General features: G+C 71.7%; 20 protein-coding genes and 1 riboswitch. Of the genes, 7 read left to right on the top strand and 13 right to left on the bottom strand.

Translation table 11 applies throughout. The annotated features are described in order from the left end of the window. Positions 1-92: 92 nt before the first annotated feature. Positions 93-512 carry a hypothetical protein gene (locus tag ACIP9H_RS10340; protein WP_360907191.1) on the bottom strand — a complete coding sequence of 140 codons (420 nt, stop codon included), beginning with the start codon at positions 510-512 and terminating at the stop codon, positions 93-95. Between the two features lie 72 nt (positions 513-584). Here ACIP9H_RS10340 and ACIP9H_RS10335 point away from each other — a divergent pair, with 72 nt between their 5' ends. Both ACIP9H_RS10335 and ACIP9H_RS10330 read left to right on the top strand, forming a co-directional pair. Beyond that, entirely contained in the window at positions 585-1,553 is a 969-nt protein-coding gene (locus ACIP9H_RS10335) for a diacylglycerol/lipid kinase family protein (protein WP_401958611.1), read from the top strand. A 318-nt stretch (positions 1,554-1,871) separates the two neighbouring features. After that, the gene (locus ACIP9H_RS10330) at positions 1,872-2,129 is read left to right on the top strand and encodes a WhiB family transcriptional regulator (protein WP_018563321.1); all 258 of its coding nucleotides are present in this window, start codon (positions 1,872-1,874) and stop codon (positions 2,127-2,129) included. Positions 2,130-2,261: 132 nt separating this feature from the next. Here the strand turns inward: ACIP9H_RS10330 and ACIP9H_RS10325 are convergent, their stop codons facing one another. The 6 genes from ACIP9H_RS10325 to ACIP9H_RS10300 all read right to left on the bottom strand — a co-directional run bounded on the left by ACIP9H_RS10325 (position 2,262) and on the right by ACIP9H_RS10300 (position 10,082). Then, positions 2,262-3,710, bottom strand: a complete 1,449-nt coding sequence (locus tag ACIP9H_RS10325; protein ID WP_401581117.1) for a sensor histidine kinase — start codon at positions 3,708-3,710, stop codon at positions 2,262-2,264. A gap of 488 nt (positions 3,711-4,198) precedes the next feature. Then, on the bottom strand, positions 4,199-5,269 hold the full coding sequence (locus tag ACIP9H_RS10320) for an SIS domain-containing protein (protein WP_401580520.1): 1,071 nt from the start codon (positions 5,267-5,269) through the stop codon (positions 4,199-4,201). Positions 5,270-5,319: 50 nt separating this feature from the next. Further along, positions 5,320-6,843 carry a glycoside hydrolase family 3 protein gene (locus ACIP9H_RS10315; RefSeq protein ID WP_401958607.1) on the bottom strand — a complete coding sequence of 508 codons (1,524 nt, stop codon included), beginning with the start codon at positions 6,841-6,843 and terminating at the stop codon, positions 5,320-5,322. Continuing rightward, positions 6,840-7,727: a carbohydrate ABC transporter permease gene (locus ACIP9H_RS10310; RefSeq protein WP_401581120.1), complete on the bottom strand. Its 888-nt coding sequence runs from the start codon at positions 7,725-7,727 to the stop codon at positions 6,840-6,842. The genes ACIP9H_RS10315 and ACIP9H_RS10310 overlap by 4 nt, the downstream gene beginning before the upstream one ends. A gap of 5 nt (positions 7,728-7,732) precedes the next feature. Continuing rightward, on the bottom strand, positions 7,733-8,701 hold the full coding sequence (locus tag ACIP9H_RS10305; protein WP_401580524.1) for a carbohydrate ABC transporter permease: 969 nt from the start codon (positions 8,699-8,701) through the stop codon (positions 7,733-7,735). Between the two features lie 103 nt (positions 8,702-8,804). Continuing rightward, positions 8,805-10,082 (bottom strand): extracellular solute-binding protein, encoded by a 1,278-nt coding sequence (locus ACIP9H_RS10300; protein WP_401580526.1) that lies wholly within the window; start codon positions 10,080-10,082, stop codon positions 8,805-8,807. 225 nt (positions 10,083-10,307) lie between these two features. On the opposite strand from ACIP9H_RS10300, the gene ACIP9H_RS10295 reads away from it, so the two are divergent. The 3 genes from ACIP9H_RS10295 to mctP all read left to right on the top strand — a co-directional run bounded on the left by ACIP9H_RS10295 (position 10,308) and on the right by mctP (position 13,126). Further along, positions 10,308-11,087 carry a GntR family transcriptional regulator gene (locus ACIP9H_RS10295; protein ID WP_401581123.1) on the top strand — a complete coding sequence of 260 codons (780 nt, stop codon included), beginning with the start codon at positions 10,308-10,310 and terminating at the stop codon, positions 11,085-11,087. Between the two features lie 150 nt (positions 11,088-11,237). Beyond that, positions 11,238-11,498 carry a DUF3311 domain-containing protein gene (locus ACIP9H_RS10290; RefSeq protein ID WP_401580527.1) on the top strand — a complete coding sequence of 87 codons (261 nt, stop codon included), beginning with the start codon at positions 11,238-11,240 and terminating at the stop codon, positions 11,496-11,498. Next, positions 11,495-13,126: a monocarboxylate uptake permease MctP gene (gene mctP, locus ACIP9H_RS10285; protein ID WP_401580529.1), complete on the top strand. Its 1,632-nt coding sequence runs from the start codon at positions 11,495-11,497 to the stop codon at positions 13,124-13,126. The genes ACIP9H_RS10290 and mctP overlap by 4 nt, the downstream gene beginning before the upstream one ends. Before the next feature lie 287 nt (positions 13,127-13,413). On the opposite strand, the gene ACIP9H_RS10280 is transcribed toward mctP, so the two are convergent. After that, positions 13,414-14,385: a helix-turn-helix domain-containing protein gene (locus tag ACIP9H_RS10280; RefSeq protein WP_401580530.1), complete on the bottom strand. Its 972-nt coding sequence runs from the start codon at positions 14,383-14,385 to the stop codon at positions 13,414-13,416. Positions 14,386-14,652: 267 nt separating this feature from the next. Beyond that, a riboswitch (cobalamin riboswitch) is annotated at positions 14,653-14,794 on the top strand. A gap of 127 nt (positions 14,795-14,921) precedes the next feature. On the opposite strand from ACIP9H_RS10280, the gene ACIP9H_RS10275 reads away from it, so the two are divergent. Then, entirely contained in the window at positions 14,922-17,297 is a 2,376-nt protein-coding gene (locus ACIP9H_RS10275; RefSeq protein WP_401580532.1) for a ribonucleoside-diphosphate reductase subunit alpha, read from the top strand. After that, positions 17,297-18,307 (top strand): ribonucleotide-diphosphate reductase subunit beta, encoded by a 1,011-nt coding sequence (locus tag ACIP9H_RS10270; protein WP_401580534.1) that lies wholly within the window; start codon positions 17,297-17,299, stop codon positions 18,305-18,307. The genes ACIP9H_RS10275 and ACIP9H_RS10270 overlap by 1 nt, the downstream gene beginning before the upstream one ends. 52 nt (positions 18,308-18,359) lie before the next feature. Here the strand turns inward: ACIP9H_RS10270 and ACIP9H_RS10265 are convergent, their stop codons facing one another. From ACIP9H_RS10265 to ACIP9H_RS10245, 5 genes are all read right to left on the bottom strand, one after another. Beyond that, positions 18,360-19,151 (bottom strand): hypothetical protein, encoded by a 792-nt coding sequence (locus tag ACIP9H_RS10265; protein WP_401580535.1) that lies wholly within the window; start codon positions 19,149-19,151, stop codon positions 18,360-18,362. 68 nt (positions 19,152-19,219) lie between these two features. Beyond that, complete coding sequence (def, locus tag ACIP9H_RS10260) at positions 19,220-19,840, bottom strand: peptide deformylase (protein WP_401580537.1); 621 nt, start codon at positions 19,838-19,840, stop codon at positions 19,220-19,222. Between the two features lie 73 nt (positions 19,841-19,913). Further along, positions 19,914-20,885 carry a tetratricopeptide repeat protein gene (locus ACIP9H_RS10255; protein ID WP_360907215.1) on the bottom strand — a complete coding sequence of 324 codons (972 nt, stop codon included), beginning with the start codon at positions 20,883-20,885 and terminating at the stop codon, positions 19,914-19,916. Between the two features lie 231 nt (positions 20,886-21,116). Next, positions 21,117-22,301, bottom strand: coding sequence for an HD-GYP domain-containing protein (locus tag ACIP9H_RS10250; protein WP_401958649.1), 1,185 nt, complete (start codon positions 22,299-22,301; stop codon positions 21,117-21,119). A 68-nt stretch (positions 22,302-22,369) separates the two neighbouring features. Next, entirely contained in the window at positions 22,370-23,734 is a 1,365-nt protein-coding gene (locus tag ACIP9H_RS10245; protein WP_401958647.1) for an HD-GYP domain-containing protein, read from the bottom strand. Between the last annotated feature and the right edge of the window lie 64 nt (positions 23,735-23,798).

Below are 23,798 nucleotides of genomic sequence, written 5' to 3'. Positions count from 1 at the left end.
TCGCCCACATGCACAACCTCGCCCTCGTGTCATGAGAAGACGAGCCCGGCGCCCACTCTGACCTGCCCGCGCGCAGGCTTGTGCAACACCCTTTAGCCCTCGGTGGCGGCGATGCCGAGGGCCTCGGTGGCCGCGGGGTGCACGAGGAGCACCAGTTCGGCGATCGCCGCGGCGCCCAGTGCGGCGCCCGCGGCGATCATCACGCCGCCGTTCTGGGCCATGGTCCAGGCGACCGGCAGGGCGACGAGCTGGATGATGAGGGCGGGTCCGCGGCTCCAGCGGCGGGCGTGCCACAGCCCGTAGGCCGCCGCCAGCGGCATGGCCGCCAGGGCCAGTACCGTCAGGCCGCCGGCCTCGGCCTGGCGCGGGCTGTCGGGGTTGCCGACCAGCCCGAGGACGAGCATCGCGATGCCCCACGCGGCCAGCGCGGCGCCTTCCAGTGCCGCGACCGCGGCGGCGGCCGCGAGGCGGCGCGTACGGCCCGGGCGCACGGTGTTCTCTGTGCCACTCACCCCAGCAGGGTATCGGCCTGCGCTCCGACCGGGATTACGGGCCGGTACCGCCCGGTAGGTACCCTGGCGGTCATGCGCGCTCTCCTCGTGGTCAATCCCGCCGCCACCACCACCAGCGCCCGAACCCGTGACGTCCTCGCGCACGCGCTCGCCAGCGACCTGAAACTGGAGGTGGCCGCCACCGAGTACCGGGGCCACGCGCGCGACCTCGCGCGGCAGGCCGCGGAGGGCGGCGAGATCGAGCTCGTCGTGGCCCTGGGCGGCGACGGCACCGTCAACGAGGTCGTCAACGGGCTGCTGCACAACGGCCCCGACCCGGAGGGGCTGCCGAAGCTCGCGGTGGTACCGGGCGGCTCCACCAATGTCTTCGCGCGCGCCCTGGGGCTCCCCAACGACCCCGTCGAGGCGACCGGGGCGCTGCTGGACGCCCTGCGGGAGGGGAACTCGCGGACGGTAGGCCTCGGCCGCGTGAGCGGCACGCCGGGCACCGCGGACGAGGGCGTGCCGGCGCGCTGGTTCACCTTCTGCGCCGGCCTCGGTTTCGACGCCGGTGTCGTCGGCCGGGTCGAACAGCAGCGGGAGCTCGGCAAGCGGTCGACGCACGCGCTCTACATACGGCAGATGGTCCGGCAGTTCCTCGCGGAGTCCTCGCGCCGCGGCGGGACGATCACGCTGGAGCAGCCGGGCGAGGACCCGGTCACCGATCTCGCGATCGCCATAGTCTGCAACACCACCCCCTGGACCTACCTGGGCAATCGCCCGGTCTACGCGTCGCCGCGGGCGTCCTTCGACACGGCTCTGGACGTGCTCGGGCTGTCCCGTCTGTCGACCCCCGCGGTGACGCGCATCGCCACGCAGCTGCTGCGTTCGACCCCCGACCGGGGGCCGCACGGGAAGCACGTGACCTCGCTGCACGATCTGACGGACTTCACCTTGCATTCGCAGGCGCCACTGCCGTTCCAGGTGGACGGAGACCACCTGGGACTGCGAATCAGCGCAACCTTCTCAGGCGTACGCCGTGCACTGCGTGTGATTGTGTAAGCAGAAGGACATAAAGTCCTTCCACTCGAACGTTTAGGCTGCCCTGCACCCCATGGAAGTACGGCTGTGACCGAGCCGACACCGAGGAATCAAAAAAAAGTTTCCGGAAGGGGTTGTATCCGCAGCCCAGGTTTGCGAGTCTCTTCTTGGCGATCGGGACAGCCGCTCTTCGGGCGTCCTCAGTAGCCGGAATCCTCACCACACCCCCGCGGGACCGCACCCAGGAGACTGGGCGATGTCCCGTGTCGTGTCTGGGGATTCGTGAAAGCGTTCACATTCACAAGCAACGTGCAAGCAATACAAGGAGATGGAGCAGCCATGGACTGGCGTCACAACGCCGTTTGCCGCGAAGAAGACCCTGAGCTCTTCTTCCCCATCGGCAACACCGGTCCTGCGCTGCTGCAGATCGAGGAAGCCAAGGCCGTCTGCCGCCGCTGCCCCGTCATGGAGCAGTGCCTGCAGTGGGCCCTCGAGACCGGCCAGGACGCCGGCGTGTGGGGTGGCCTCAGCGAGGACGAGCGTCGCGCAATGAAGCGCCGCGCCGCCCGCAACCGCGCCCGCAACGCCAGCGCCTGACACACGCGCTTACCCCCGAGCCGCAGCGCGCAGCACCTCCGAACCGCGCAGCATCACGACGCAGGAAGCCCCGGCAGCTCGCCCGAGCAGCCGGGGCTTCTCCGTTCCACCAGCCGGTCGCACGGCGGGCGTTCAGCCCTCCAGCGCCAGCTCCAGCAGCACCTTCGTCCCGCGCCCCTCGGCCGGGACCATGTCGAAGGTGCCGCCCAACTCCCCCACCACCAGGGTCCGTACGATCTGCAGACCGAGGTTGCCCGCCTGCTGCGGATCGAAGCCCGGGGGCAGCCCGCGGCCGTCGTCGCGCACGGCGATCGCCAGCCTGCCGTGGCGCCGCTCCGCCGAGACCTCGACCGACCCCTGTTCCGCGGGGCCGAAACCGTGCTCCAGGGCGTTCTGCAGCAGCTCGGTGAGGACCATCGCCAGCGGCGTGGCGACATCCGCGCTGAGGACCCCGAAGCATCCGGCGCGCCGGGTGGTGACCCGACCGGGTGAGATCTCGGCGACCATGGCCAGGACGCGGTCGGCGATCTCGTCGAACTCGACGCGCTCGTCGAGGTTCTGCGACAGGGTCTCGTGCACGATCGCGATCGAGCCGACCCGCCGCACCGCCTCCTCCAGCGCCTCACGGCCCTGGTCGGAATCCATCCGGCGGGCCTGGAGCCGCAGCAGGGCGGCGACCGTCTGGAGGTTGTTCTTCACCCGGTGGTGGATCTCCCGGATGGTGGCGTCCTTGGTGATCAGCTCCCGTTCACGGCGGCGCAGCTCGGTCACGTCGCGCAGCAGCACCAGCGATCCGCTGCGGACGCCCTTGGGGCTCAGCGGGATGGCCCGCAGCTGGATGACGCCGCCGTTGCCCTCGATCTCGGTCTCGCGCGGCGCCTTGCCGCTGGCGACGGTCACCAGCGCCTCGTGGCTCTTGCCGCGCGAGGGGGCCAGCTCGGCGGTGGCGGTGCCCAGATGGTGGCCGACGAGGTCCGCGGCCTGGCCGAGGCGGTGGTAGGCGGAGAGGGCGTTGGGGCTGGCGTACTGGACGATGCCGTCGGCGTCGAGGCGGATCAGCCCGTCGCCGACGCGCGGCGAGGCGTCCATGTCGACCTGCTCGGACGGGAAGGGGAACGTGCCGGCCGCGATCATCTGCGCCAGGTCGGACGCGCTCTGCAGATAGGTGAGCTCCAGCCGGCTCGGCGTGCGCACGGTGAGCAGATTGGTGTTGCGCGCGATCACCCCGAGGACCCGTCCGGCGCGGCGCACGGGGATCGACTCGACCCGCACCGGCACCTCCTCGCGCCATTCGGGGTCGCCCTCGCGCACGATCCGGCCCTCGTCGAGCGCGGCGTCCAGCATCGGGCGGCGGCCGCGCGGCACGAGATGGCCGACCATGTCGTCCTGGTAGGAGGTGGGGCCGGTGTTGGGGCGCATCTGCGCGACGGAGACGTACCGCGTGCCGTCGCTCGTCGGCACCCACAGGACGAGGTCGGCGAAGGAGAGATCCGAGAGCAATTGCCACTCCGACACCAGCAGATGAAGCCACTCGAGATCGGAATCATCGAGGTCGGTGTGCTGGCGTACGAGATCGTTCATGGAGGGCACGCAAATGAGCGTACCCGCGCTCATGGCAAGCGCTGACATCCAGTCCCCACAAAGGCCTTCCAACCCCTATGATCTGACTGCGTCAGGTTATGGACAACGGATAATGGTCTAGTCCAGAATTGATGTGAACAACTGAACTTCCACCCTTCCCGCACAGAAGGGTGGAGCGAGGCCGGGGCGCTCTCTGCCCTGACTGCGCCAGGCCTCACGAGTCGGCCCCAGTGAGCCGCGGGAACCGCACACCCCGCGTGCCAGGTGCCGACAGCAGCTCCGGGCTGCGGTGCTGGACGGGTTGAGGGTCCCGTTCCGGCGCCGCGGCCCGAAGTGGTTTCCGGGGGCATCCGTGCCGTGTCCCCCACGCCTTTCCCACGCCGCCTTCACGGCTTTGACGTTTCACCGCGCGAAAAGGCCCGCGGACGCGGCGGGCGGGAGATCTGCCTCCCGTCCACCGCGTCCGCGGGCCGCAGCGCGGAACGGCGTCAGTGCGTCTCGGTCACCTTCGCCAGGGCGCGCGGCGCGTCCGGGTCCTGGCCGCGGGCGATCGTGATCTCGTAGGCCAGCATCTGCAGCGGCAGGATCTCCAGGATCGGCTGGACCTCCTCGGCGACGCCCGCGGTCGGCAGCACGAAGCCCGCGGAGGCGGCCTCGACGGACGCCTGGTTGCCGATCACGACGAGGTCGGCTCCGCGGCCGCGGAGCCGGTCCAGGACCGGCTGCAGGGCCTGACCGCCCTTGCCCTCGGTGACGATGGCGATGACCGGCGAGACGTTGTCGACCATCGCCAGCGGACCGTGCAGCAGGTCGGCGCCGGAGAAGGACAGGGCCGGGATGTAGCTGGTCTCCATCAGCTTCAGCGCGGCCTCCTTCGCGGTCGGGTAGCCGTAGCCCCGCGAGGTGAGCACCAGGCGCTCCGCGAAGCGGTACCGGCCGGCCAGCGCCTTGACCTCGTCCCCCCGGGCCAGGATCTGCTCGGCCAGCTCGGGGAGGATCTTGGCCGCGTTGCCGTCGCCGCCGCGCAGGCCCTCGACGAAGAGGTAGAGGGCGAGCAGCTCGGCCGTGTACGTCTTGGTCGCCGGGAGCGCCTTCTCCGGCCCGGCGAGCACGTCGATGTGGAACTCGGAGACCTCGGCCAGCGGCGAGTCGGCGTTGTTGGTGACCGCCAGGGTGATCGCGCCGGCCTCGCGGGCGGCCCGGGTGGAGGCCACCAGGTCGGGCGAGCCGCCGGACTGGCTGACGGTGACGACCAGGCAGTCGGTGAGGTCCGGGCGGGCGCCGTAGGCGGTCGTGGTGGACATGGAGGTCAGGCCCGCCGGCTTGCCGAGCAGCACCTCGATCAAGTACTTCGCGTACAGCGCCGCGTTGTCGGAGGTGCCGCGCGCGGTGAGCAGCACGAAGCGCGGGTTGCGCGCGGCGATCCGCTCGGCGATCTCACGGATGCGCGGCGCGCCCTCCTCGAGGATGCGGCGCAGCACGGTGGGCTGCTCGGCCATCTCGCCGGACATGATCCGGCCCGGCATCGGGGGCTGCTGGGTCGGAGTCGGGGCGGACATTCTGGGAGCCTCCAGGTCGGTCTCTGGAACGGGTGGCGCCGCCGGGGCGGTCAGGCGTCGGCGTCCTTGCCGACGACGACCTCCGCGGCCGCTCGCCCGCACACGCGGGCCGCGCCGTGGGTCGCGATGTGCAGCGCGCCGGAGGGCGGAGCCTGGGGGACGCCCATCTCCACCACCGCCGTGTCCGGCCGGGCGGCGAGCAGGGCACCCAGCGCTTCGGCCATCCACGGGTGACGGTGCACGTCACGGACCACTGCGACGATCCTACGGTTCGCCGCGGAGCGGAGCACATTTGCGGTCAAAGCATCGCCTTGGCGGAAGGTGCCGGTCACCGTCCCGGGCAGCAGCCGGTCGAGTTCCGCGGCGACCCCCCACGGTGTCTCGGCGCCGACGGCGATGTTGGCGACCGGCGTGAAGGCGGCGACGTAGGGCGCCTCGGTGATCGGCTCGTACTCCCCGGTGCGGGTCACGCGCAGCGCGCGCCGCGCCGCCGTGAGGCCGATGTCGGAGTCCGGCGCGCCGCCGGCGGCGGCACGGGCCGCGCCGGTGGTCCAGGCGGCCAGCGCCCGTACCCGGGCGGCGGCGTCGGCGAGCCGTCCGCGCGGCAGTTCTCCGGCGCGCACGGCGTCGACGACGGCGTCGCGCAGGGCGACCACGGTCTCCTCGTCGGCGAGGCCGCCGCCGACGCAGATGGCGTCGGCACCGGCCGCGATGGCCAGCACCGTGCCGCGCTCGACGCCGTAGGTGTCGGCGATGGCGCGCATCTCGATGCCGTCGGTGACGATGAGGCCGTCGTAGCCGAGTTCGTCGCGCAGCAGCCCGGTCAGGACGGCGGGGCTGAGCGTGCCGGGGCGGTCGGGGTCGAGGGCCGGGACGAGGATGTGCGCGCTCATGACGGCCTTGGTGCCGGCGGTCAGGGCGGCGCGGAACGGGGCGAGTTCGCGGGAGTGCAGGGTGTCCAGGTCGACGTCCACGCGGGGCAGGGCGTGGTGGGAGTCGACGGAGGTGTCGCCGTGCCCGGGGAAGTGCTTGGTGCAGGCGGCCACGCCCGCGGACTGCAGCCCCTCGACATAGGCGGCGGTGTGCCGGGCGACGAGCAGCGGCTCCGAACCGAAGGACCGCACCCCGATGACCGGGTTGCCGGGGTCGGAGTTGACGTCGGCGGACGGCGCCCAGTTGAGGTTGACCCCGCAGGCGGCGAGCCGGCGGCCCAGCTCGGCGGCGACGTCACGGGTCAGGGCGGTGTCGTCGACCGCGCCGAGCGCGAGGTTGCCGGGGAAGGAGGAGCCGGTGCGGGCCTCCAGCCGGGTCACGTCGCCGCCCTCCTCGTCGGCGGCGATGAGCACCTCGGGCCGTACCGCGCGCAGTTGCGCGGTGAGCGCGGCGAGCTGCTCGGGCGACTCGATGTTGCGGGCGAACAGCGCCACGGAACCGAGGCCCTCGGCGAGCCGGCGCAGCAGCCACTCGGGGGCGGTGGTGCCGTGGAATCCGGGCTGCAGGACGGCCAGGGCGTCCCGCGCGAGGTCGTCGGCGTCCGCGGTTCCGCCGGGGATCTGACTCAAGGTCTCGGTCATCCCTTCACCGCCCCGGCGGTCAGGCCGGCGGCGACCTTGCGCTGCACGATCAGGAAGAAGACCACCACGGGAACGCCCATCATGGTCGAACCCGCCATCATCGGCGCGTAGTCCGTGCCGCGCGAGGTGACGAAGTTCCCCAGCCAGACGGTGGCGGTCTGGTGCTCCTGGCTCATGATGAGCATCGCGTAGAGGTACTCGTTCCAGGCCTGGATGAGCGCGTAGATCGAGGTGGCCACGAGGCCGGGGGCGAGCAGCGGCAGCACGATGCGGAAGAACGCGCCCATGCGCGTGCACCCGTCGACCATCGCCGACTCCTCCAGTTCCTTGGGGATGTTGACGATGAAGCCGCGCAGGGTCCAGACCGTGAACGGCAGCACGAAGGTCAGGTAGGTGATGACCAGGCCGGAGAGCTTGTCGATCTGGTCGATCTGGTTGAGCAGCAGGAAGACCGGGATGATCATCGCGACCAGCGGCACCATCTGGACGGCGAGGATCGCGACGATGACCGCCTTGCGGCCGCGGAAGACGAAGCGCGAGATGGCCAGCGCCGCCAGCAGGCCGATGACCAGGCCGAGGCCGACGGTCGAGCCGGAGACGATGAGGCTGCGGCCGACCGAGCCCCAGAAGTCGCCGATGCCGAGGGCGTCGGAGAAGTTCTGGAAGGACAGGCTGGTCGGGAAGAACTTGGGGTCGGGGTCGATGGCGTCCTTGGCGGGCTTGAACGCCGTGTTCAGCATCCAGTAGACCGGGAAGCCGGTGACGACCACGACCAGCAGGCCGAGCAGGTTGTAGACGGTACGTCCCTTGCGGCGCGGGCGCCGGGCGGCGCGGCGGGCCGGGGAGGCGGGCGGAGCCGCCGGGGCGGGGGCGGTGTCGAGCACGGTCGTCACTCCACCTCTCCGATCTTCAGCATCTGGCGCATGTAGACGGCCATCACGCCGAGGAGCAGCAGCACGGTGATGACGGCGATGGCCGCGCCCGCGTCGTAGTCGTTGGCGACGAAGGCCTGGTCGTAGGAGTAGGTGGTGAGCACCTGGTAGTCGGGCTCGGGGTGGCCGTCGCGCATGAGGAAGACCTGCGGGAAGACGCCCATGTCCCAGATGACCGACAGGGTGGTCAACATGACGATGAGCGGCTTGAGCACCGGGAGGGTGACGTGCCGGAAGACCTTGACCGGACCGGCGCCGTCCATCCGGGCGGCCTCCTCCAGTTCCCTGGGCACCTGGGTGAGTCCGGCGTGCAGGGTGATGGCGACGAAGGGGATGGCGCCCCAGACCACCATCAGGGTGATGACGAGGAAGCCCTGCCGGGTGTCGGTGAACCAGTTGTGGCCGCTGAAGTCGACCCCGGGCAGCCGGCTGAGCAGCCAGTTGAGGACGCCGTAGTCGCTGTCGAACATCCACTTGAAGACGGTGATGGCGACGACGACGGGCATCGCCCAGCTCGCCACCAGCGCGATGTTGATCAGCGTCTTCATCCAGGGCGAGACCCGCTGGAGCAGCAGCGCCACCGCCATGCCGAGCACCAGGGTGAGCAGCACCGCGGCCACGGTGAACAGCAGGGTGCGCAGGACGACGGCCCAGAACTCCGAATCGCCGAGCACATGCGTGTAGTTGGCGAAGCCCTGCCAGTCGCCGGGCAGCCCCTGCCACAGCTCGGCCTGCCCGTACTGCTTGAAGGACAGGGTGATCAGCCGGACCAGCGGATACCCGAGGACCAGCACCAGGACGCCGATGGTCGGTGCGAGCAGGGCCCAGGGAAGCGCGGCCCCGCCCAGGCGGCGTGGCCTGCGGCCCGGTCCCGCCGGTTGCCGCGAGAGCGGCACTTTGTCGAGCGGTGTGTCAACGGCACTCATCATGTGCTCCTCGGCTACTCCAGTCCCTGGTGGTCGCGCACCGGAGCCGGCCGCCCGAGGGCGGCCGGCCGGCGTCGATCACTGTGGTTTCCCCGACCCCCGGTCAGCCGGCGTTGATCACCGCGTTGATCTGCTCGTCGGCGGACTTCGTGGCGTCCTCGATGGTCGCCTTGCCGACGGCGATGTCGTTGAGCATGTTCTGCAGGATCTGCTTCTTCTCCACCTGGAGCCAGCCCGGCGCGGTCGGCACGAACCAGGTGTTCTCGTTGGCGCGGGCCGAGGCGGCCGTGGCCGGGTCGTCCTTCAGCGGGGCGAGCAGGGACTTGGCGTTGGGCAGGTTGCCCTTGGAGATCAGGACCTTCTGCGCGGCCGTGTTGGTGAAGTCGTTGATCCAGTCGGCGGCGAGGTCCTGCGCGGCGGACTTGACCGGGATGACCAGGTCGGAGCCGCCGATGAAGTTCGGCAGGAGGTCGCCGTTCGGGCCGGGGAGCGCGAAGGTCTCCAGGTTGTCCTTGAGCTTGCCGGTCTTGTCGGTCTTCGGGTCGGCGGCGGCGCCGCCCTCCCAGCTGGCGCCGTAGATGAGCGCGGACTTGCCCTGGCCGTAGACGATGTAGCGGTCGGACTCGTCCTTGTTCTTGTCGCCGTGGAAGTACTTGTCGAGGACGCCCTTCCAGGTCTTCAGGCCCTCGATGGACTTGGGGTCGGACAGGGAGGCGGTCCACTTGCCGCCGTCCTCCTTGGCGACGTCGCCACCGGCGTCCTTGACGAAGGCCAGCGCGGTGTACCAGTCGCGGCTGGGCTGGTACCAGGCGGAGAACTTGTCGCCGTTCTTCTTCTGGATCTTGTCGAGGGCGTCGGTCAGCTCGGCCCAGGTGGCGGGGGTCTTGGTGACGCCGGCCGCCTTGGCGACGTCCTTGCGCCAGGTGCCGACACGGGCGCCGGCGTAGTAAGGCACGCCGTAGGTCTTGCCGTTGTACGTGACGGAGCCCTCCAGGGCGTCCAGCCAGTCACCGGAGTTCTCGAACTTGCTCTTGTCGATCGGGGCGAACGCGCCCTTGACCAGGTACCCGAGCGTCTCGGTGTTGCCCATCTCGACCACGTCCGGCACCTTCTTGGTGGCGAGGACGGCGTCGAGCTTCTGGTTCTTGGCGGTCCACTCGTAGTACTCGTGGTGGATCTTCACGTCCTTGTGCGCGGCCGTGAAGGCGTCGTCCGCCTGCTTCACCAGCTCGGGCCAGTTCTTCTGTGCGTCGACCGTCAGCCAGACGGTGATCTCCTTGGGCGCGGCGGCCTTGTCGGAACCCTTGTCGTCCGAACCGCAGGCCGCAACGCCGGCGACCATGACTGCGACACCGATCGCCGCGATCAGCTTGCGCTTCACAACACCCTCCCCAGGGCAGTGAGTACCAAGTGGTGTAGACCAGTGCCCGAAGCTTGGCCTAGACCTTTAGGGGTGTCAAGGGTGTATAAGAGCACCGGTCGCGTCCGTTACCGGACCGACATCTGGGCCCGTAACGCGATTTGGGCCCCGACCGTGCCACGATGTGAGCCGCGAATGACGGAGGAGCCGGTGACGGCAGCACGACAGCACACGGGAGCACAGGCGATGGACAGCGACGGCGAGACCGGAGCGGCGGTGACGGAGTCCGCGGAGACCGCGGCGACCGCGGCCGGACGAACCGCCCGGGTGCCCAAGTACTACGGGCTCAAGCGCCATCTGCTGGAGCTGACGCAGACGATGCCGCCCGGCTCGCCGGTGCCCCCGGAGCGCACCCTGGCGGCGGAGTTCGACACCTCCCGCACCACCGTGCGCCAGGCCCTCCAGGAGCTGGTCGTCGAAGGACGGCTGGAGCGCATCCAGGGCAAGGGCACCTTCGTCGCCAAGCCGAAGGTCTCCCAGGCGCTGCAACTCACCTCGTACACCGAGGACATGCGGGCCCAGGGCCTGGAGCCCACCTCGCAGCTGCTGGACATCGGCTACATCACCGCCGACGACCGGCTGGCCGAGCTGCTGGACATGAAGGCCGGCGGCCGCGTGCTGCGCATCGAGCGGCTGCGGCTGGCCAACGGCGAGCCGATGGCGATCGAGACCACCCATCTGTCGGCCAAGCGCTTCCCCGCGCTGCGCCGCAGCCTGGCCAAGTACACCTCGCTCTACACCGCGCTCGCCGAGGTCTACGACGTGCGGCCGGCCGAGGCCGAGGAGACCATCGAGACCTCGCTGGCCACCCCGCGCGAGGCCGGACTGCTCGGAACCGACGTGGGGCTGCCGATGCTGCTGCTGTCCCGGCACTCCATCGACACCGGCGGGCAGCCGGTGGAGTGGGTGCGCTCGGTCTACCGCGGCGACCGCTACAAGTTCGTGGCACGGCTGCGCCGGCCGTAGTCCGGTGAGGATGCCGGGAAGTTCCCGGAAGGTTCCCGTCCCTGGAGATCGTTTCCATACCGCAATGCGGACGGGTAGTGACGTGCGCCGGTGCCTGACCTAGATTTCCTGCGCATTACACAGGAGTGAGATCAGGACGGAGCCGCAGCAATGTCCGAGCAACCAACCGGAACTCCGGCCCGGCCACCGGTGGTCACCCCCACCCGTGTGATCGCCGGTGTCTGCCTCGTCATCCCGTTCGTCGCGATGCTCTGGGTCGGCTCGTACGCGACGCTGACCCCCGAGTTCATCGGCATCCCGTTCTTCTACTGGTACCAGATGCTGTGGGTGTTCCTCTCCTCGGGCCTGACGTACACCGCGTACGTCCTGGTCCGCCGTGAGGAGCGGGCACGGAAGGAGGCGTCGAAGTGAAGGACGGGGTCAACGGCGTAGCACTCGCCGTCTTCATCTTCTTCTTCGTGGCGGTCACGGTGCTCGGCTTCCTGGCCGCGCGCTGGCGCAAGGCCGAGAACTCCCTGCACCTGGACGAGTGGGGGCTCGGCGGCCGCAGCTTCGGCGGCTGGATCACCTGGTTCCTGCTGGGCGGCGACCTGTACACCGCCTACACCTTCGTCGCCGTCCCGGCGGCGGTCTACGCGGCGGGCGCGGCCGGCTTCTTCGCCGTGCCGTACACGATCCTGGTCTACCCGCTGGTCTTCACCTTCCTGCCGCGGCTGTGGTCGGTGTCCCACAAGCACGGCTACGTCACCACCTCGGACTTCGTCCGCGGCCGCTTCGGCTCCAAGGGCCTGTCCCTGGCGGTGGCCGTCACCGGCATCCTCGCCACCATGCCCTACATCGCGCTCCAGCTCGTCGGCATCCAGGCGGTGCTGGACGTGATGGGCGTCGGCGGCGGCGCCTCGTCCAACTGGTTCGTCAAGGACCTGCCGCTGCTCATCGCCTTCGGCGTGCTGGCCGCGTACACGTACTCCTCGGGCCTGCGCGCGCCCGCGCTGATCGCGTTCGTCAAGGACACCCTGATCTACATCGTCATCGCCGTGGCGATCATCTACATACCGATCAGACTCGGCGGCTTCGACCACATCTTCGCCAAGGCGGGCGAGGCCTACTCGCAGGTGAGCCCGGCCACCGGCAAGCCCCGCGGGGCGCTGGCGCCCGGCGACACGGCGCAGTGGGCGTACGGGACGCTGGCGCTGGGCTCGGCCCTCGCGCTGTTCATGTACCCGCACTCGGTCACCGCGGTGCTCTCCAGCCGCAGCCGCGACGTCATCCGCCGCAACACCACCGTGCTGCCGCTGTACTCGCTGATGCTCGGCCTGCTGGCGATGCTCGGCTTCATGGCGCTGGCCAGCGGGGTCGGGGCCGGGATCACGGGCTACAACGGGCAGCTGGCGATCCCCCAGCTGTTCGAGAACATGTTCCCGTCCTGGTTCGCGGGCGTGGCCTTCGCCGCGATCGGCATCGGCGCCCTGGTGCCCGCCGCGATCATGTCGATCGCCGCGGCGAACCTGTTCACCCGCAACATCTACAAGGACTTCATCAAGCCCGACGCCACCCCGGCGCAGGAGACCCAGGTCTCCAAGATCGTCTCACTGCTGGTCAAGGTCGGCGCGCTGGTCTTCGTCCTCACCATGGACAAGACGGTCGCCATCAACTTCCAGCTGCTGGGCGGCATCTGGATCCTGCAGACCTTCCCGGCCCTGGTCGGCGGGCTGTTCACCCGCTGGTTCCACCGCTGGGCGCTGCTGGCCGGCTGGGCGGTCGGCATGGTCTACGGCACCTGGGTCGCCTACGGCGTCGCGAGCCCCGCCCAGAAGCACTTCGGCGGCTCCTCCGACACCATCCCGGTCATCGGGCAGATCGGCTACATCGGCCTGACCGCCTTCGTGCTCAACGTGGTGGTCAGCGTCGTCCTCACCCTCGTCCTCCGGGCCGTCAAGGCACCTGAGGGCGTGGACGAGACGGCGCAGCAGGACTACTCCGCCGACGCCGGCGACCCCGACGTCCAGCGGGAACTGCCGGTGGTCGCCGGCCACTGACGGCCGCCTCCGGCCACGGTCGCGGGCCGCCGCCCTGGGACGGGGCGGCGGCCCGTCGTCACGCGGTACGCGCCCGCTCGGGCCGCCGGAAGGCACGGCGGCAGGCCTGCGAGGAGCGCGACCGCGCCTCGGTGGCCGCCCGCCGGTGGGGCGTCGTCCTCACCCTGGTCCTATGGACCCTCAAGGCGCCCGAGGACGTGGACGAGACGGCCCGGCGGGACCACACCGCCGACGCCGGCGACCCCGGCGGTGGCCGCCCGCCCAGGGACAGGGCGACGGCCCCGTCGTCACGCGGTACGCGCCCGCTCGGGCCGCCGGAAGGCACGGCGGTAGGCCTGCGGGGTGGTCCCCACCCAGCGCGCGAAGTGGTGGCGCAGCGTCGCCGCGTTGCCGAAGCCGGCGCGGAGCGCGACCGCGTCCACCGTCGCGTCGGTGGCCTCCAGCAACTCCCGGGCCAGCAGCACCCGCTGACCCAGCAGCCAGCGGTAGGGCGTCGTCCCGGTCTCCTGCTGGAAGCGGCGGGCGAAGGTGCGCGGCGACATGTGGGCGCGGGCCGCGAGCTCGTCCACGCTCACCTCGCGGTCCAGGTGGCGTTCCATCCAGCCGAGTACCTCGCCCACGGTGTCGCATTGGGTGCGCGGCAACGGCCGCTCGATGTACTGCGCCTGGCCGCCCTCGCGGTGCGGCGGCACCACCATGCGCCGCGCTATCGCGTTGGCCACGTCGCTGCCCTGCTCCTTGCGGACCAGGTGCAGGCAGGCGTCGATCCCGGCGGCGGTGCCGGCCGAGGTGATCACCGGGTCCTCGTCCACGTAGAGCACGTCGGGCTCCACGCGGGCCCGCGGGTAACGGGCCGCCAGTTCCTCCGCGTGCCGCCAGTGCGCCGCGCAGCGGCGGCCGTCCAGCAGGCCCGCGGCCGCCAGCACGAAGACGCCCGAGCACACACTGAGCACGCGCGCACCGCGCTCCACCGTGCGGTTCAGCGCCCGCAGCAGCTCCGGCGGGTACTCCCGGCGCACATAGGAGTCGCCGGCCGGCACGGCCACGAGGTCGGCCTCCTCCAGCCGTTCCAGCCCGTGCGAGGTGCCGATGGTGAACCCGCCCGGGGAGGTCAGCGTGGGGCCCTCCGCGGAGGCCACGGCGAAGTCGTACGCCGGCAGCCCGTCGGCCGATCTGTCGAGCCCGAACACCTCGCAGACCACGCCCAGTTCGAAGGGATGGACGCCGTCGAGCAGCACCACGGCCACGTTCTGCAGCATGCGCCCAGCATGGCAGAGGCACGGCAGAGGCGTGGCAGGATTTCGAGGGAGTACGTCAGTCCTGCCACTCCCGGCGGGGGCCGGCGAGGAGCACAGTCGAGGGCATGGAAACGCTTCTCGCCACCGCCACCGCACTGGTCTTCTTCCTCCTCCTGGCGCTCGCCGCCCTGACCGGACACGTCCACGACTCCCGGGACGGCCACGACTGGCACGCGTGAACCGGGCAATCCGTGACCGCTCCGACACAACATCTGGTGGCGCCATGGGCAGGCGCCACTAGATGTATGCTCGACTCCGCTGTCGCCGCAGGGGAAGCCGGTGGGAATCCGGGACTGCCCCGCAACGGTGTGCGGGCGCCTCGGAGGCATGCCCGCGAGTCCGAGTACCTGCCGACGGCACCGTCCGGCGCGCCGTCCGGACGGTGAAGTGTCCGGGCCTCGCGGGTTGGGCCGGCGGACGCGCCGCGGGCATGCCCTGCCCTGCGTGCGCCCCGTCCCTCCCTCCCGCGTCGTCGCCGTTCGAGGGAGAGAGCACACGTGACCATCGCGCCCGCAGCACCCGCCACCGCATCGGACCCCGCCTCACCGGGAACCGAGTTGCTGAGCTCCTTGACGGAGCTGACCGCAGACCTCCCCGACACCGACCCCGGCCGGGTCGCCGCCGCCGCGCTGCGCGGCCGCAGCGCCGCGGCGGACGAGGCGGAACTGCGGGCGCTGGCCACCGAGGCCGCCGCCGGACTGATCTCGGAGGACCCCCAGTACTCCCGCCTCGCCGCCCGGCTGCTGACGGTCGCCGTCGCCGAGGAGGCGGCCGGCCAGGGAGCCGTGTCCTTCTCCGCGTCCATCGCCGTCGGCCACCGCGAGGGCCTGATCGCCGACGGCACCGCCGAGTTCGTGGCCACCCACGCCGCCCGACTGGACGGCCTGGTCGACGCCGCCCTCGCCGGCCGCGCCGACGACCGCTTCGGCTACTTCGGCCTGCGCACCCTGCACAGCCGCTACCTGCTGCGCCACCCGATCACCCGTCAGGTCATCGAGACCCCGCAGCACTTCATGCTCCGCGTGGCCTGCGGACTCGCCGAGGACCACACCACCCGCGCCCTCGACGAGGTCGCCGCGCTCTACGGCCTGATGAGCCGGCTGGACTACCTGCCCAGCTCCCCCACGCTCTTCAACTCCGGCACCCGGCACCCGCAGATGTCCTCCTGCTACCTGCTGGACTCCCCGCTGGACGAGCTGGACTCCCTCTACGACCGCTACCACCAGGTCGCCCGGCTGTCGAAGCACGCCGGCGGCATCGGCCTGTCGTACTCCCGTATCCGCTCCCGCGGTTCGCTGATCCGCGGCACCAACGGCCACTCCAACGGCATCGTCCCGTTCCTGCGCACCCTCGACGCCTCCGTCGCCGCCGTCAACCAGGGCGGCCGCCGCAAGGGCGCGGCCTGCGTCTACCTGGAGACCTGGCACGCGGACATCGAGGAGTTCCTGGAACTGCGCGACAACACCGGTGAGGAGGCGCGCCGCACCCACAACCTCAACCTGGCGCACTGGATCCCGGACGAGTTCATGCGCCGCGTCGACGCCGACGGCGACTGGTCGCTGTTCTCCCCCTCCGACACGCCCGAACTGGTCGACCTGTGGGGCGAGGAGTTCGACACCGCCTACCGCAAGGCCGAGGCGGCCGGCCTGGCCCGCAAGACCCTCCCGGCCCGCGAGCTGTACGGCCGCATGATGCGCACCCTCGCGCAGACCGGCAACGGCTGGATGACCTTCAAGGACGCCTCCAACCGCACCGCCAACCAGACCGCCGAGCCCGGCCGGGTCATCCACTCCTCCAACCTCTGCACGGAGATCCTGGAGGTCACGAACGACGGCGAGACCGCGGTCTGCAACCTCGGTTCGGTCAACCTCGGCGCGTTCGTCGGTGAGGACGGCTCGCTCGACTGGGAACGGCTGGACGCCACCGTCCGCACCGCCGTGACCTTCCTCGACCGCGTCGTGGACATCAACTTCTACCCGACCCGCGAGGCGGCCGCCTCCAACGAGCGCTGGCGCCCGGTGGGCCTGGGCGTGATGGGCCTGCAGGACGTCTTCTTCAAGCTGCGGCTGGCCTTCGACTCCGCCGAGGCCAAGGCGCTGTCCACCCGGATCGCCGAGCGCATCATGCTCGCCGCGTACGAGGCCTCCTGCGACCTCGCCGAGCGCCACGGCCCGCACCCGGCCTGGTCGCAGACCCGCGCCGCGCGCGGTGTGCTGCACCCCGACCACTACGCGACCGAGGAGAACTGGCCCGAGCGCTGGGACGCGCTGCGCGCCCGCGTCGCCGCCACCGGCATGCGCAACTCGCTGCTGCTCGCCATCGCCCCGACCGCGACCATCGCCTCCATCGCGGGCGTCTACGAGTGCATCGAGCCGCAGGTCTCCAACCTCTTCAAGCGCGAGACGCTGAGCGGTGAGTTCCTCCAGGTCAACTCCTACCTGGTGGCCGACCTGAAGAAGCTCGGCGTCTGGGACGCGCAGACCCGCGACGCCCTGCGCGAGTCCAACGGCTCCGTCGAGGGCTTCCACTGGATCCCCGCCGACGTGCGCGAGCTGTACCGCACCGCCTGGGAGCTGCCGCAGCGCGCCCTGATCGACATGGCGGCGGCCCGCACCCCGTACCTCGACCAGAGCCAGTCGCTCAACCTCTTCATGGCCTCGCCCACCATCGGCAAGCTCAGCTCGATGTACGCCTACGCCTGGAAGCAGGGCCTGAAGACGACGTACTACCTGCGCTCCCGCCCGGCCACGCGCATCGCCCAGTCCGCCCGCGCGGCAGCTCCCGCCGCCATCCCCGTCCAGCAGACGACACCCGACGCCGACGCGATCGCCTGCTCCCTTGAGAACCCCGAGTCCTGCGAGGCCTGCCAGTAATGAGCACCACCAAGAACCTGCTCGACCCGGGCTTCGAGCTGACCCTGCGTCCGATGCGCTACCCGGACTTCTACGAGCGCTACCGCGACGCCATCAAGAACACCTGGACCGTGGAGGAGGTCGACCTCCACTCCGACGTCGCCGACCTCGCCAAGCTGTCCGCCGGCGAGCAGCACATGATCGGCCGACTGGTCGCCTTCTTCGCCACCGGCGACTCGATCGTGGCCAACAACCTCGTGCTGACGCTCTACAAGCACATCAACTCCCCCGAGGCGCGGCTGTACCTGTCGCGGCAGCTCTTCGAGGAGGCCGTGCACGTCCAGTTCTACCTGACGCTGCTCGACACCTACCTGCCCGATCCCGAGGAGCGCACGGGCGCGTTCGCGGCGGTGGAGAACATCCCCTCCATCCGTGAGAAGGCGCAGTTCTGCTTCCGCTGGATGGACTCCGTCGAGTCCATCGACCGCCTGGAGAGCAAGGCGGACCGCCGCCGCTTCCTGCTCAACCTGATCTGCTTCGCGGCCTGCATCGAGGGCCTGTTCTTCTACGGCGCCTTCGCGTACGTCTACTGGTTCCGCTCCCGCGGCCTGCTGCACGGGCTCGCCACCGGCACCAACTGGGTGTTCCGCGACGAGTCCATGCACATGGACTTCGCCTTCCACGTGGTCGACACCGTCCGCCGGGAGGAGCCCGACCTCTTCGACGAGGAGATGGGCAAGGAGGTCACCGCGATGCTGGAGGAGGCCGTCGAGGCCGAGCTCCAGTTCGCCCGCGACCTGTGCGGCGACGGCCTGCCCGGCATGAACACCGACTCCATGCGCGAGTACCTCCAGTGCGTCGCCGACCAGCGCCTGGTGCGGCTCGGCCTGCCGGCCCGCTACGGCTCGGAGAACCCGTTCTCCTTCATGGAGTTGCAGAACGTCCAGGAGCTGACCAACTTCTTCGAGCGCCGCGCCTCCGCCTACCAGGTGGCGGTCGAGGGCTCGGTCTCCTTCGACGACGACTTCTGATCCGCACCGCGGGGGGTGGGGCCCGGCCGCATCGGCCGGGCCCCACCCGCGGTCACTTCAGGACGACCGCGTCGGCGGCCGAGGTCGCCTGCCCCGTCGTGGACGTACCGGAGAAGACCCAGCGCCAGCTGCCCGCCGCGGTGGCGGTCATCTTGACGCTCACGCCGCCGCTGCTGTTCGTGGTGGCGGTCTTGACGGTGCTCCACTGCGTGGAGCCGGCCTTCTTGAACTGGAGCCTCACGGGCTGCCCCGCGAAGGTGTGGTACTTCAGGTCCTGCCAGTCCGCCCGCTTGAGCTGGCCCTTGACGGTGAGCGTGCCGCGCTTGGCGACCGGCTCCGGACCGGCGTCGGTGGTGAGCACCGCCCCGCGCCTCACCTTGAACCGGGCGATGTCGTCGCTGATCCAGTAGTCGCCGTCGTTCGCCCGCACCGTGGCGTTGACCTGCCAGAGGCCCGCGACCTGGTTGGCGTTCCAGCCCTCGAAGCCGCCCTCGCCGTACGGCCGGATCCCCTCCGGGTGGATGGCCATGGTGGCCGTGCACACCGACGTGGTGGCGCTCTTCTTCGTGCAGCGGGTACCCGTCCAGCTGACGGGTCCGAACAGGTTCGACCTGTTGAAGGCACTCACGTGCGAGACGCTCTTGACCCCGGAGTTGTCCCTGATCGTCATGACGATCGGGAACACGACGGTGCCCTTCGTCCCCACGCTCACATCGGTGCCGCCGTGCACCACGGTCTTGATGACCCGGATGTCGCCCCGGCCCTCGGCGTGTGCCGCCGGGGCGCCGAGTACCACGAGGGCTGCCGCGCCCGCCGCGACAGCCGTCAGCGCTCTGTTGCGCAATGTCCCTCCCCTGTGTGTCCCCGGCAAGATCGCGCCGGGGAGGACAGGCTCACCGCCCGGGGGAAAGGTCAGTCGTTCGGGACGGTCTCGTACTTCGGCGTCAGCTCCGCCATCTGACGCAGCGCGTCCTTGCGGTCGCGCTTGGAGAGCCGGTCGATGTAGAGGTAGCCGTTGAGGTGGTCCGTCTCGTGCTGGAGGCAGCGGGCGAAGAAGCCGGTGCCCTGGACGACGACGGGGTTGCCGTGCAGGTCCTGGCCGCGGCAGATCGCGAAGTCGGGGCGCGGCAGCTCGGCGTAGGCGCCGGGGACCGACAGGCAGCCCTCGTTGCCGTCGTCGAGGACGCGGCGCTCGGCGGGCAGGTCGTCGATGACCGGGTTGACGATGTGGCCGACGTGGCGGACGCCGTCGTCGTCCGGGCAGTCGTAGACGAACACGCGCAGGTTCACGCCGATCTGGTTCGCGGCGAGGCCGACGCCCTCGGCGGCACGCTGGCTGGCGAACATGTCGTCGACGAGGGCGGCCAGCTCGTCGTCGAAGGACGTGACCGGGGTGCACGGGTGGTGCAGGACCGGGTTGCCGACGACCGTGATGGGGCGGGCGGTGCCGCGCTCGCGGTGGGCGGCCTCACGCTCCTCCGCGCCGGTCACGTCGTCGGTGAATGCGGTCTGCTCGGTGTCCTGCTGCGACATGGTCCGTCGTACGCCTTCCTGGGGCCTGCTTCAACGCTCGATAGCCCATCAAGGGTACGTGCACCCGACCGGATCAGCAGACCTCTTCGAGATCACGCCAGTCCCGGGTGTCCGGGCTGTCCGCCACCCAGCTGTCCAGCAGCCCGCGCACCAGCCCCACGGGGGCGGCGATGCCGCACTCCCGCTCCGGGGCCCACAGGGCGCCGGGGCTGCGGTGGCTGAGGTGCCCGGGGTGGCCGGGCTCACCCTGGTCGTGGGGGTCGCGGGAGGCGTCGGAGCCGTCGTCGGTGGGCATCCGGCTCTCCGAGCAGGTCCGGCACAGCAGCCGAACGGAGGACGACCAGTCCTCGGCGGCGTACCCCGCGTCGGCGGCCAGCTGCTCCAGCGCGTCGCGATCGGCCTCGGTGGCCGCCTCCAGCAGCACCAGCCACGTCGGCACGGGCGAGGGCGCCCACAACTCGATCTCGTCGAAGACCGGGTACGTGGCGCCGTCGGCGGTCCTGCGCTCGCCGTGCGGCACGCCGTCGTGCAGGACGACCTCGCCCCAGCGCCGCCCGGAGGAGGGCAGCGGGATGCTCAGCACCTCGATGCGGGCCGGGTCGAGCCGGCGGCCCCACACCACTTCGGCCTCGCCCTCCGGGGAGAGCCGCACGGTGGAGCTGCCCAGCTCCATCTCGATCGGGCCGGTGCCGGCGGTGTCGGGGCGCAGTCCGTAGGCCTGCCAGGCGCGCCGGGCCAGCGGCCAGTCCTGCAGCGCGGTGGCGGCGATGCCGACGTTCCACCAGTCGGGGGCTCCGGGGGCCCGGTCGAGGAGGGCGACGGCCCGCAGGCCGGCGGTGCGGGCCTGCTCCCAGTCGTGCCGGAACTTGTGCAGCAGGGCGAGGTTGTACCAGGACTCCGAGCGCCAGGGCTCCAGATCCGCGGCGCGGATGAGGAGCGCGCCGGCGTCCTCGTACCGCCCGTCGCTGATCAGGGTGAACGCGCGATCGGTCGCCTGCCGCCAGGTGGCGGAGGGCCGATGGCGTGCCCTGCCGAAGATCCTCAAGGTGTCCCGCCTGCCGTTCGCTTTCGCCGGTGTCCCACGGTGCCCCGTCCGTCCCCCCACATCCCGTGCTCAGCGGTGCTCATCAGTCCTCCTTGCCATCGGCGGGGCCCGTCACACACGGCCGGGCCCGCCGGTTTGCCGGCATGGGCGACATGCGTGCCTCTCGGGCGCTCTGCGCCCCTGCGGGCATCCAACCATGCCCCTTGGTACGCCCGCTCATTACCGGTCGGTTCACTGCCCTTCCCTGGCAATGACCCTGGTCAGCGCCTCGACCACACGGGGGTCGTATTCCTGGGCGGTGTCCAGGCGCAATCGTTCCAGCGCCTGCAGTCCCCGGCCCACGGGCGCCCCGCCCCCGGCCAGGTCCTCGTAGGCGTTGGCCGTACGCACGATCCGCCCGGCGAGCGGCTGTTCGCGGTACGGATCGGCCTGGACCTCCACGATCCGGGCCACCTCCTCGGATGCCCCCGTCCGGCGTACGACGGCCGCTCCGAGCAGGGCGATGCGGCGCCGTTCCGCGGGGTCCAGGGGCGCGGTCGCGCCGCCGGGTACCGGGTCCACGAGGGAGAGTTGGCCGATGTCGTGCAGCAGCGCGGCGTGCTCCAGCGCGGCCAGGGCCCGTCCGCCCAGGCCGAGTTCCCTGCCCAGTGCGTGACTGAGCGCCCCGACCCGGCGGGCGTGGCCGGCCGGGGTGTAGCCGGCGAGGTCGGTGGCCCGGGCGAGCGAGGCGACCGTCGCACGCCGCGTCGCCCGGATCGCGGCGTGCCGCCGGAAGGCGGTCTGCGTCAGCAGCAGCGGCACCGCGCACACCGGCACGGCCCACAGCCCCGCGGCCTCCACCGCCTGCGCCAGCACCGCTCCGCCCGCGCACACCGCCGGACCGACGCCGGGCAGCGCGGCCACCTCGTCCCGCAGCACCGGCGCGAAGGGTTCCCGCGTACGGGCGGCGGTCAGCCAGGCGGCGAGCACGGCGTCGCACAGGATGGTGCTGGCGAGCAGCAGCACGGCGTACACCGGGTGTCCGCCGCTGCCGCCGTACAGCGGCTGCGCGCAGACCGCGGCGAAGCCGGTGGTCAGGACCCGCCGGGCGGCCGCGTCCCACGTCCCGCCGCGCGCCCGCCCGGCGAGGACGGCGCAGCCGACGACCGTGACCACGACGGGCACCGTCCCGGCGCCCACCAGTGCGTACCCCAGCGCCCCGGCGAAGGCCGCGGGCGCCGCCTCCCGGCCGTCCGCCTCGGCGACCCGGAGCACCTCGCCGACCACCACGAGCGCCCCGAACACGACGGCGGACGCCGGATCGGCCACCCCGTGCACGGCCGTCCAGCCGAGCCCGGCGACCGCGGCACCGACGGCGAGGGCGTGCACGGCGTACGCCACCGGCGGGGTCCGCCCGCGGTGGCGGCGGCGCAGCAGCCCGGCCACGGCGTCCGCCGCGGCCGCCGCCGGTGTGGCGCGCCGGTGCCCTCGGCCGGCCGGTTCGGTCACGCCCGCCGCCCCTTGCCGCCGCGGCGGCCGGGCGTCCGGTCCGGGGCGCCGGGGCCGCGGGCGTGCCGGCGCGGTGCGACGACCCGTCCGGCGGCCGGGGTCACACCGGCGGAACCGCCCGCCGCGAAGGGTTCCGGCTCGTCCGTGGTGAGCGCGGGGTTCCAGCCGTCGCGGTCCACGATGCGCACCAGCGCCTCGACCATCTCGGGGTCGAAGTGGCGGCCGGAGCACCGGCGCAGCTCCCCCAGCGCCTCGCCGACCTCCCGGGCGCGCTGGTAGCTGCGTGCGGAGGTCATGGCGTCGAAGGCGTCGGCGACGGCCACGACGCGGGCCGAGGAGGGGATCGCGTCGCCGGCCAGGCCGTGCGGGTAGCCGGAGCCGTCCATGCGCTCGTGGTGGTGGAGGATCGCCGACCGTGCGTCGTCCAGGAAGTCGATGCCGCGCACAATGTCGTGGCCGTAGCCCGGGTGCAGTTCGATGATGCGGCGTTCCTCGGGGGTGAGCGGGCCGTCCTTGCGCAGCACGCGCGTCGGGACGCCGATCTTGCCGATGTCGTGCAGGATCCCCGCGAGCCGCAGGGCCTCCACGCGCTCGGCGGGCAGGCCGATCTCGCGGGCGATCAGCGCCGAGGCCCGGCCGACGCGCTCGCTGTGGCCGCGGGTGTAGCGGTCCTTGATCTCGACGGCCTGCACCAGGGCGCGCACCGTGGCCTGGTGGGTGGCGCGTTCGCGCTGCGCCTGCCCGGCGACCCAGCGCGCGATGTGGGTGGGCAGCAGCGCCAGGACCGCGGCGAGGCCGCCGTACGGGCCCTGCCAGAGCACCGCGGCCAGCAGTCCCACCAGCGCGTACGTGAGGTTCGGCGCGAGGGTGCCGAGCAGGGCGTCGCGCCACGCGGGGACGGGGGGCACGCGTTCCGCGGCGATCAGCACCCCGCCGCTCAGCGCGGCGGACACCAGCCAGAACACCAGCGCCACCCCCGCCGCCGGGAGCAGCAGCCCGGGCAGCCGGTCGGACCGCCCGTCGTCGAGCAGGCCCCGCGCGCCGGCGGCCGCGTACACGGCGAGCGAGAGCTGCGCGGCGTGCCACACCCTGCGCACTCCGCGGGGCTCGCCCCGCACCGGAGCGGCCAGCGCGCCCGGCACCGCCACGAGGGCGGCCGCGCCGGGCGGCAGCAGCAGCGCGGCGGCGAACAGCACCGGCGGCAGCGGGGCCCTCGCGAGTTCCCCGGCGAGGTACAGGGCCGCCAGCGCAGCCGCGGTCAGCCAGGGAACGGCGTCGTACGGCGCGCCGACGAGCGCGCCGCAGGCCGACAGCACGACGGCGGGCAGGTAGACCCGCGCCGCCGGCGGAAGTTCCCGCACCACCCGCATCTCACGCACGTGACGAGGCTAGGGGCGCGGTCCCCGGCATTCGCGGGAGCGGCCG

Origin of the sequence: Streptomyces sp. NPDC088732 (genome assembly GCF_044751205.1) — a bacterium.
Lineage (GTDB): Bacteria > Actinomycetota > Actinomycetes > Streptomycetales > Streptomycetaceae > Actinacidiphila.
Note: the sequence above shows the minus strand (reverse complement) of the source record. Positions and strands in the feature narration are given on the sequence as shown.